7 protein-coding genes are annotated in these 10,155 nt (G+C 52.8%); 5 read left to right on the forward strand and 2 right to left on the reverse strand.

Annotated elements, in window-relative coordinates:
• The first annotated feature begins 17 nt into the window (after positions 1-17).
• Positions 18-1,268 carry an exonuclease SbcCD subunit D gene (locus KHW85_RS07825; RefSeq protein ID WP_291459475.1) on the forward strand — a complete coding sequence of 417 codons (1,251 nt, stop codon included), beginning with the start codon at positions 18-20 and terminating at the stop codon, positions 1,266-1,268.
• Positions 1,265-4,330 (forward strand): SMC family ATPase, encoded by a 3,066-nt coding sequence (locus tag KHW85_RS07830; RefSeq protein WP_291459476.1) that lies wholly within the window; start codon positions 1,265-1,267, stop codon positions 4,328-4,330. Before KHW85_RS07825 ends, KHW85_RS07830 begins: the two co-directional genes overlap by 4 nt.
• Positions 4,331-4,333: 3 nt before the next feature.
• Here the strand turns inward: KHW85_RS07830 and KHW85_RS07835 are convergent, their stop codons facing one another.
• Complete coding sequence (locus KHW85_RS07835; RefSeq protein WP_291459477.1) at positions 4,334-4,795, reverse strand: hypothetical protein; 462 nt, start codon at positions 4,793-4,795, stop codon at positions 4,334-4,336.
• 259 nt (positions 4,796-5,054) lie between these two features.
• Between KHW85_RS07835 and KHW85_RS07840 the strand changes: the two genes are divergently transcribed.
• Together KHW85_RS07840 and KHW85_RS07845 are read left to right on the forward strand one after the other, a co-directional pair.
• Positions 5,055-5,261, forward strand: coding sequence for a helix-turn-helix domain-containing protein (locus KHW85_RS07840; protein WP_178706837.1), 207 nt, complete (start codon positions 5,055-5,057; stop codon positions 5,259-5,261).
• Between the two features lie 409 nt (positions 5,262-5,670).
• Positions 5,671-6,138, forward strand: a complete 468-nt coding sequence (locus KHW85_RS07845; RefSeq protein ID WP_178706834.1) for an Rv3235 family protein — start codon at positions 5,671-5,673, stop codon at positions 6,136-6,138.
• Positions 6,139-6,214: 76 nt separating this feature from the next.
• Here KHW85_RS07845 and secA read toward each other — a convergent pair whose 3' ends face one another.
• On the reverse strand, positions 6,215-9,022 hold the full coding sequence (secA, locus tag KHW85_RS07850) for a preprotein translocase subunit SecA (protein ID WP_291459478.1): 2,808 nt from the start codon (positions 9,020-9,022) through the stop codon (positions 6,215-6,217).
• A gap of 315 nt (positions 9,023-9,337) precedes the next feature.
• Between secA and KHW85_RS07855 the strand changes: the two genes are divergently transcribed.
• Positions 9,338-10,123 (forward strand): GntR family transcriptional regulator, encoded by a 786-nt coding sequence (locus KHW85_RS07855; protein WP_291458004.1) that lies wholly within the window; start codon positions 9,338-9,340, stop codon positions 10,121-10,123.
• Positions 10,124-10,155 lie beyond the last annotated feature (32 nt).

The raw sequence follows: 10,155 nt of genomic DNA on the forward strand, positions 1-10,155 counted from the left end.
CAGTTCATACTAGGCACATGCGAATTCTTCACACTTCCGATTGGCATTTTGGCCGCAGTCTCCACGGTCAAGATTTAGGTGATGCGCGCGCTCTTTTTTGTCGCTGGCTCATCGACACCGTGAAGACGCAGAACATCCAGCTGGTTCTGATCTCTGGCGATGTCTATGACCGAGCTATTCCTCCCGTCGGTCAGATCAATGAAGTGATGAACCTTCTTGAAGAACTCAGCTCCATCACTCACGTATTACTCACATCAGGAAATCATGATTCCGCGGGGCGTCTGGGAATGTATTCGCACTTCCTTCACGGAAATATCCAGGTGTGTACGCGTGTTGAAGACATTGGCACCGCCCGCGAATACCTTGGTATCAATGGCGATCCAGGAGTTTTGGTCTACCCGATCCCCTACCTTGAACCAGATTTGGTTCGTTCAGCATTGTCCCCCACTGATCAGCCGCTTGAACGCAGTCATCAGGCGGTGATGGATGCAGCAATGAGGCGTATCGGCACTGATCTCAAACAACGACGCAGTGAAGGGGATTTGCGCCCAGCTGTGGTGATGGCCCATGCCTTCATTGTCGGTGCTGCGCCTTCAGACTCGGAACGCAACATTGAAGTTGGTGGAGTCCCCTCCGTATCAGCCGAAACCTTCGAAAACTTTGGTGGCGATCCCCAAGCACCAACTCCTGGGCTGAGTTACGTTGCTTTAGGACATTTGCATCGGCCTCAAGCTATTCCCTCTGCTCAGGTACCTATTCGCTATTCTGGTTCACCCATTGCCTATTCATTTTCGGAAGCTCCTGGGGATAAAAGCGCTGTCATCATTGACACTCATCCGGAAGATGAAAAGCTCACGCCGCATACTCAAAGGGTTGAGATTTCTGGTATTTCAACACCTCTTGCGCTTTCAACGGTTAATATCCCATCCGCTCATCCCCTTGTTGTCCTCACGGGCTCAATGGGTTCTCTTCTCGAAAAAGCAAGACAGACCGATCGGGAATCCTATGTGTCTCTGACCGTTACCGATGATGCACGACCTCAGTCAATGGTTTCCCGCCTTCGCGCTGCATACCCACACGCGCTCTCGATCATCCACGCGCCAACACATACACCGATCCTGGCCGCGCCTCAACGTGACCTCGCAACAATAGATATTCGTTCAACCCTTGCGGACTTTTTCTCTCAACAGGGTGGGCAACCGGTATCAGCAGAAGAAAGCAGCGTTATCGATCAGGTTGTGAGCAAGGTGAAAGAAGACCTCCAATGAAGCTACTCACTTTGGAACTCAGCGGGATCGGTCCATTTGCGTCACGTCAATTTATTGACTTCCAGCGTTTCACCGACGCGGGACTCTTCCTTTTACGTGGAGCAACCGGTTCGGGAAAATCGACACTGATCGACGCCATCGTGTTCGGGCTCTACGGAGATGTCGCAAGCGGGAGCGACGGGGCGAAAAACCGACTACGTTCGCTGTATTGCGCGCCCAACGACCCCTCTTATGTGGAAGTGGTCTTTGAAGTATCTGCCGGGATTTACCGAGTTCACCGAACCCCGCAGTATGTCAAAGAGGGACGCGCAACCCCGGTTAATGCAACAGTCACCTTTGAGAAGGTGGTTCCCAGTCCTTCGGATCCTTCTGGTTTTTCAACACTCGAAGCTCTGAGCCGTTCCATCCCCGAAGCGCAATCAATGATTACCTCGCTCATCGGATTGACAAAAGAACAATTCCTGCAAACTGTTGTTCTTCCACAGGGACAATTCGCGCGCTTCCTCAGTGCAAAATCCTCGGATAGAGAGAAAATTCTCCGAGATATTTTCGGTACTCAGTATTTTCAAGATCTGCAAAACGCTTTTGTCGAAGAAGCAAAGTCAGCAGATGAATCCATCACGCGGACACGCCGCGATTTTTTGAGTGCTCTGGGAACGCTACAGAGTCAGATCACAGACTCTCCCCTGGGCCAGTCTTTTTCCGAGGATCTCACGAAGCTGAGCGAAAAACTTGAAAGCACCGATGAATACGAAGAGTTAAACGCTGATCTGCTGACGCTCAGTGGGCAGCTGAATGATCTACTGAAGAAACAGTACGATGATGCCCAGCGTGCTCTTGAAACTGCTCAGGTCCTTCTTGATCAACGAAACGCAGAGTTGAACGCAGCCCAAGACCTTCAACAACGCTTCAACGAATACAAGTTGTTAACCGCCCAGCAGGCCGCGCTTCTTTCACAAGAAAGTCAGATTGATTCCCTCATCGTCAAGGAAACGCACCTGCAAAGCCTCGAGCCTCTTAAAGCTCCCCTGCAGCAATTTGACTCTGCACAGTCAAAACTCGCACAGGCCTGCTCCTCTTTAGAAAAGTTCATCTCGCTCCCTGAGCGGATGGATGGCGCACTGTTCGATACAACTCAGGCCCACACCGAATTATCCGCGGGAAACAGTGAACTTCTTGCTGAGTATGAAAAGGTAAGCGACGCAAGTCACGTCCACCAGCAATTAGTCGATGCACGCGCGGAATATGAGCGGTTGACCGCCCAAGAAATCCAGGCACATCAACTGATCAAAGAGCTGAAACAGCGCTCAGATGCACTGCTTAAGACCCGCACAGAACTCACGCAGAAAATTGAGGCCAGCCAAGAGGCACGTTCTGTCCTTGCATCCTCATCAGCTCAGCTCGACGCACTGAATCAACGCATTGATGCGGCCGAAAGAGCCGATATCCTGCGTGCTCAACTCATCGGCCTGGCTGAGGAAATCCAAAAAGCACATCGGACTGCCCGAGAAAGTGGCATCGCTGCTCTTCTCGCACGCGAAATATGGCTCCAAGAAACTGCTGCCTCATTGGCTGCCGAACTCGAAGAGGACGCCCCCTGTCCCGTCTGCGGCTCAACCTCGCATCCTGCCCCCGCACAATCAGATAGCGACAATACAATGAGTCGCGAGAAACTTGATGAACTTGAGGCACTGCGTCAAGATGCCGATCAGCATCTTCATGAGCTCAGTACCCAGCGCTCGCAGTGCGTGGCGCAGATTGCCGCACTCAATGAACAAGCTGGATCAGATAGCGAATCCCTACGCATTCAACGCGATAGCCTCAGACAAACCATCGTCCAGCTGAACTCTGTAGCAGAAAACTATCAGGCACTGAGCACAGAATTTGAAGCTACCTTAGAGAGCGAAAAAGAAATCCTGAGTGCACGCGCCTCAACGCAAGAAAAACTCGCAAACATTAATTCACGAGTACAGGAAGTCAAAGCTCAAGTCAGCGCATACGAAGCATCCCTCGCCCAAGCTTTGGGGGACTACACCTCGCTCGAAGAGTGGAAGGAGGCCCTTGAGCGCAAGCACGATCATCAAGATGCTTTTTCACAAGCTCTCAACTCCTTCGATCAAGCTGCGCAACTTCTCCAGAGCAATCAGGAATACCTCAATACCGCACTCTCAGAGTCCGAATATGAAGATGGACATATAGACCTCAATCAGATTCGTGAAGAACTCAAAGACCTTCCTCAGTTGGAGGGACTCAGCCAGCAGATTCGCCATCATCGCCAGGAACTTCATACGGTTCAGGCACGTTTGAATTCGGATCGTTTTTCTGGTTTAGAGACGGCAGAGGCGCCCGATCTTGATGCATGCAAAAACGCACGAGAAGAGGCACGAGAAGAAGAACTCCGAGCCAGTTCCAGCCTGGCTAGCATCCACGCACTCACAAAAAGTATTCACCGCTCACAAACCCAGCTTCACTCTGCACTGACCGAGCTAGGTAAAGCGCTTAAAGAAGGATATCCCCGCCTTCGACTTGCCCAGCTTGCAAGTGGAAACGGTCAAGCCAGTGTGCATCGAGTACCGCTGAGTTCATGGATCCTCATGTCTCGTTTTGAAGAATTGATCTCCGCCGCCAATCCGCGACTAGCAGAGATTTCACACGGACGCTACGAACTTCAACGCAGCGACACAGACCCCACACGATCGCGCAAAAACGGCCTAGGCCTGCTGATTTTCGATCATGAGGCTGAAGATACTCGCACCCCTTCGACTCTCTCGGGTGGAGAAACCTTCTATGTCTCCCTGGCATTGGCACTTGGCCTTGCAGACGTAGTTATGGCGGAAAGCGGCGGCATCATGCTTTCAAGCATGTTTATCGACGAGGGGTTCGGTTCCTTGGATCTCGACACCCTCGACATCGTGATGGCACAGCTGCTGGCCTTACGTCAAAGCGATCGATGCATTGGCGTCATCAGTCATGTCGATGAGATGGCACGGCAAATCGCAGACCAAATTCAGGTCACATGGAAAGAAGGCCGGGGCTCAACCCTGAGCATCAGAGGGGCCTAGCCGTCAGCGCATCTGGCGAAGAATACGGATGACGTCCTCACGCTCTTCCGGGGCGTACCATTCCATGCTTTCATCCCACAGCCTGGCAACAGCCTCGTCCGCCTCGTCTTGAGTCTGTGCGTCAAGGACTGCACGGACCTTCTCTGAAGCATCGGGATGATCGATAAAGTAGGCGGCAATATGGCTTTCAACCGGAGCGCAGGGCTGTGTCTGAGCAACCTGACCATCGTAGGGCGCGACGGAAACGCCCTCGATATCTGCAGCGATAATGCAACGACTGGGCGCACCTTGTTCATCGCGTAGTAGCGCCAAGGAATCAAGGGCAGCTAAATCGCGTGCATCGTCTTCGGCAAGTTCTAACTCTTCACCATGCAACGAAGAGGAAGGGTCGACACAGTAGGCGGGCCGGGGCGCCAAGTTCCCCTCTTCCAATTCGCGAGCAAGAACAGGGTAATAGATTCGCATATCACAAGTTTATGCACGAAAGTGCGTACTGTCTTAAGCCACCCACATTCATCTGAAGAGGTGTCAGACAAGAACGAAATGACATTAAGTGAAATGAAGTAGCAGTAATCAAATTGACACGAGTGACATTATCCGAACTTAATCGATCGTCCATGATTCCAGCGAAGAGCAATCAACAGGCTTTCATCTGCACAAATAGCTCAAAAGTAATTGCTTTATAGGCTCCAAAAATCCCGAAAATAATGGCATGATTATAGGTATGAATCAACGATTCCTCACTCTCGCCGAGGTCGCCGAGACACTCAACATTACGCTTTCCGCTGCGCGCTCACTGGTAAATTCCGGCGAGCTACCGGCAATCCAATTGGGAGGCAAGCGTATGTGGCGTGTTGAAGAATCCGTCCTCGAAGAATTTATCCAAACCCAATACGAGCATTCACGTGCACGCTTAAGCCACACCGCATAACCCTAGGAGATGTCAGATGTGGGCAGAGATTTCTCTGCCCACTTTTTCGTTCGAAGGATGCATGATCCTAAGTCTTTTCACGGCAAAAAACAGCTTATCCACAACGCTAAATCTGGATGTTTTCCCATGAGCAGCTGCACGTTTTCTCAATTTTTACTGAGATTGAATAGATCCTTGTTTTGTTGCCACTGATGTATACGTCTACCTTGACGACTTCATTTTCATATAAAAATTGATAAAACTAAACAACATTCACGCCGGAGATACATTCCCTAAACAGGCATTTCGCATACACAAGCATTTTATAGTTGGATTGACAGCTCAACATAATTCCTCAAGACTCCACAGTATCCGCCTCAAAGACGAGGCGTCTCCCCCCATGAATACAGCCGTCCAAGGAGTCTTGACAATGCCACGACAGTCGAGAGTATTGCTCCCACCAGCAGACCATGCTTTCCGAATCAGCTGGGACCTTTCGCGAGATACTCCTGTTAATAGCCCAACAACGCTGAACTCGTATCTCAATGCCGAGAATCCTCTGATTCCACAAGAACAAGAAATTACGAATTTATGCCAGTGGTCAATTGGACTAGCTCGCGGCATTATGGAGGTCCTTCTCCACCTTCGCCCCTACGAACAACTCCGACGCTGGCTGGTTCCACCGCTCTACCGACGACTTGTCACCATTATCGACAGAGATCCACGTAGCTTTCGACGCGAGCCTTGTCGCCCCGTTCAATGGCATATCAGCCAAACTTCAGCAACGGTCATCGAATCCTGTGTGATCATCGCACAAGGAGAAGGCCGTCATGTCATCTCCATGCGTCTGCAGACTTTTAAAAACAGATGGATCGTCACCGCATTGGATGTCTTGTAAGGACACTACAGATAAAACAGTGGCGGCATGCACCGCGTGGTGCATGCCGCCCTCAACAATCAGTCACAGTGATCGATCAGCGCTTCTTACGCTTCTTTGCTGCGCGACGCTGAGCACGATTGCTTCCCTCAGTTGTCGAGGTCGTCTCACCGTCTTGATCTGGCGAAGAATAGCTCAGACGCGCAGAAGTCTTTTCCTGTCCCACATCGCCCATAACGGATGCGGAACGCTCGATAGCCCGCTCTTCGGTCTCAGCAGCTTTGCGGCGTGCATCCTCGCTGAGTTCAGCCTCAGATACGCCCTCTGCCTGTTCTTCGACCGCCGCGCGTTCACGAGCTTGCTCATACGCCAACTGGAATTGACGTGCGTAGGAGAAGATTTGCTGAACGCTTTCCTCGCGAATGCGATCCATCATCGTGTTAAACATCCGCGCACCCTCGTCCTTATATTCGACAAGAGGATCACGCTGACCCATCGCACGAAGACCGATACCCTCCTTCAGGTAATCCATCTCGTAGAGGTGTTCACGCCACAGACGATCAACAGTTGCAATCACCACTCGTCGTTCCAGCGTACGCATCGGTTCATCACCGAGCTGCTGAATGGCCAACGGGTTGTGGTTGAGCTGCTCTTCTGCTTCTTGGTACTGGGTTTCAATGTCGCCCAAGACCTCGCGCATCAAGTCATCGCGGGTCAGTGAGCCCTGCCCGCCATACTGCTCCTCAACTTCCTCGGGAGTAACCGAGGGCGGGTAGTAACCGCGCAGGGTGTCCCACAGTTCCTTGAGGTTCCATTCACGAGGCGACAGACCGTTGGTCTTTTCAGCGATGATCCCAGACACCAAGGACTCCATGAAGCCCTTCATCTGGGGGCCCAAATCCTCGCCTTCCAGGACGCGACGGCGCTGCTCGTAGATCAGCTCACGCTGGTCAGTCATCACATCGTCATACTTCAAGACGTTCTTTCGAATCTCAAAGTTACGAGCCTCAACCTGGTGCTGTGCGGAGGCAATCGAACGGGTGACGATACGATTTTCTAGCGGCTGATCCTCAGGGTAAGCACCCGAGGCCATGATGCGCTGAGCAAGGCCTGAGGAGAAGAGACGCATGAGGTCATCTTCCATCGACAGGTAGAAACGAGACTCACCGGGATCGCCTTGACGACCGCTACGGCCTCGAAGCTGGTTGTCGATACGGCGGGACTCGTGGCGCTCCGAACCCAGCACATACAAACCGCCCAGCTCGCGAACTTCTTCGCGCTCGGCCTCAACTGCGGCCTCGGCCTCGGCAAGGGCTTCCGGCCACGCGCGACGGTATTCTTCTGCGTCAGCCTTCGGGTCCAGCCCACGAGCGGCAAGGTTTGCCTGAGCAAGGAACTCGGAGTTTCCACCGAGCATGATGTCGGTACCACGACCAGCCATGTTCGTCGCAACGGTCACTGCGCCCTTACGGCCAGCCATCGCAACGATCTGCGCTTCACGCGCGTGCTGCTTGGCGTTCAGAACCTGGTGCGGGATCTTACGTTCTTTGAGCATCCGCGACAGAAGCTCAGACTTTTGAACCGATGCGGTACCAACCAAAACTGGCTGTCCAGCCGCGTGGCGCTCTTCGATATCATCAATGATCGCGCGGAACTTACCGGCCTCGGTCGGATAGACCAGGTCGCCCTGATCCTTACGAATCATCGGACGGTTCGTCGGAATCGGAATAACGCCGATCTTGTAGGTCGAGGCGAATTCTGCAGCTTCGGTCTCTGCAGTACCGGTCATACCCGAACGCGAGCCCTCGGGGTACAGACGGAAGTAGTTCTGAAGAGTAATAGTTGCCAGGGTCTGATTCTCAGCCTGGATCTTCACGCCTTCCTTCGCTTCGATCGCTTGGTGCATACCGTCGTTGTAGCGGCGCCCAGGAAGCACACGGCCGGTGTGCTCGTCAACGATCAGGACCTCTCCCCCGTCAACGATGTAATCGCGATCGCGGTGGAAGAGTTCCTTTGCTCGAATAGCGTTATTGAGGAACCCAATCAGCGGAGTATTAGCTGCTTCGTAGAGGTTCTCGACACCCAGTTGATCCTCGACCTTATCGATACCGGGTTCAAGGACACCGATGGTCTTCTTCTTCTCATCGACTTCGTAGTCCTCGTCGCGAACCAAAATATTGGCGATGCGGGCGAACTCTGTGTACCAGCGATTGACATCGCCGGATGCGGGGCCAGAGATAATCAGAGGGGTACGAGCCTCGTCGATCAGAATCGAGTCGACCTCATCGACAATCACGAAGTTATGACCACGTTGGACCATATCTTCCGGACGCTGCGCCATGTTGTCACGCAGGTAATCGAAGCCGAATTCATTATTCGTACCGTACGTAATGTCAGCGTTGTACTGCTCGCGGCGTTCTTCCGGCTCCTGTCCAACCAGCACGCAGCCCACGGTGAGTCCCAGGAAGTTGTAGACGCGAGCCATCAGATCAGATTGGTACTTCGCCAGATAATCGTTCACGGTCACAACGTGAACGCCCTTACCGGTCAGTGCACGCAGGTAGGAGGGCATAGTCGCAACTAGCGTCTTGCCTTCACCGGTTTTCATTTCTGCAATATTGCCTCGGTGGAGGGCAATACCACCCATGACCTGAACGTGGAAGGGACGCTGACGCAGGGTGCGCCATGCTGCTTCGCGAACGGTTGCGAAAGCCTCAACCAGGATGTCATCCAAGGTTTCGCCTTCATTGAGGCGCTCTTTAAACTCCTCTGTTTTTCCGCGCAATTCCTCATCGGTGAGGGCTTCAAAGTCTTCTTGAAGAGCATCAACTTGCGAGGCGAGCCGGTCGAGTTGACGCAAGGTGCGTCCTTCTCCAGCTCGGAGGATCTTGTCAATAATGGACACGGGGACTCCTGGGATTGTGACCGGATGATCCGGGCGTGCGTCGAGCACACTTCTCCTAGTCTACGAATTTCCGTCGGCGCTTTCGACTTCATCCCAACAACCGTGTCGTTTTTCTCTGCAAGCCGATTGTTCTGAACTTGTTCATCAGTGATGCAAAATCAACCCGACAACTGATATCCGACAACTCGAAGCGCAAGCAATGGTACGCTGTACAAGTCAGGAAATTACGCACGTAGAAATGGGTCTACGCGCACAACCTCGCGGTCTTCTCTTCTACGACGAGGAGCAGGTCCCCAGGTGCGAAAGAGTCTAAGCATGTCCGAAATTCAATCGCCTCACCCCGACGCTGGAGTGTTCGCACACCGGAGCGCGATACAGTCGCCCGCTCCAGCACTACTTTCGCGCACCGAAACAACGATGGAAGCGATCGAGCAGTACATCGTCGCCAATCACTTGCAACCCGGAGATCCTCTGCCCACAGAGTCCGCTCTATGCGATTCTCTAGGCGTATCACGTTCATCGGTACGCGAGGCACTGCGCCAGCTCAAGGCTCTTGAGATTGTTGATGTCCAGCAAGGACGCGGCGCTTTTGTCGGCGACATGACACTTCGCCCCTTGATCAAGACCGTTTTCCTTCGCTCCTCTACCGCTCCTGATTCCGCCGAGGCCTTGTCCCAGGTTTTGCGGGTCCGCCAAGTTTTGGATTTAGGTTTGGCAAGCGAGGCAATCCAGGCACTTCAAGGCACGCATGATGATCATCTCCATGAACTGGTCGACCAGATGATCTCAAAGGCTCAGCGCAGCGAGTTCTTCATGGACGAAGACATTGAATTTCACACCGAACTCTTGAAGAAGATCAACAACCCCCTTGCCGAGCAGCTGGTCAATGCCATGTGGATGATTCACATGATGGCTCTGCCACAGATCCATCGGGGTTTTGAAGGTCTTCCGGAAACTGCTCGCGCTCACGAGGCCATGCTGGTCAGCGCAGAAAACGGCGATCTTGAGGGATACCGTCGCGCTGTCTTCGCGCACTACGATCCACTGAACCAGGCCTTGGATTCTCTTTCGCAAGAAGACAACCCATCCGCTGGTAAATGAAAACTTGAGGGGTGTGGGGAGCCTGCCGAAGC

Origin of the sequence: Actinomyces sp. oral taxon 181, assembly GCF_018370895.1 — a bacterium.
Lineage (GTDB): Bacteria > Actinomycetota > Actinomycetes > Actinomycetales > Actinomycetaceae > Pauljensenia.

Excerpts from the sequence above, each read along its gene's own strand:
- KHW85_RS07825 (WP_291459475.1), top strand. The coding sequence starts at position 18 with ATGCGAATTCTTCACACTTCCGATTGGCATTTTGGCCGCAGTCTCCAC.
- KHW85_RS07830 (WP_291459476.1), top strand. The coding sequence starts at position 1,265 with ATGAAGCTACTCACTTTGGAACTCAGCGGGATCGGTCCATTTGCGTCA.
- KHW85_RS07835 (WP_291459477.1), bottom strand. The coding sequence starts at position 4,795 with ATGCGAATCTATTACCCTGTTCTTGCTCGCGAATTGGAAGAGGGGAAC.
- KHW85_RS07840 (WP_178706837.1), top strand. The coding sequence starts at position 5,055 with ATGAATCAACGATTCCTCACTCTCGCCGAGGTCGCCGAGACACTCAAC.
- KHW85_RS07845 (WP_178706834.1), top strand. The coding sequence starts at position 5,671 with ATGCCACGACAGTCGAGAGTATTGCTCCCACCAGCAGACCATGCTTTC.
- KHW85_RS07855 (WP_291458004.1), top strand. The coding sequence starts at position 9,338 with ATGTCCGAAATTCAATCGCCTCACCCCGACGCTGGAGTGTTCGCACAC.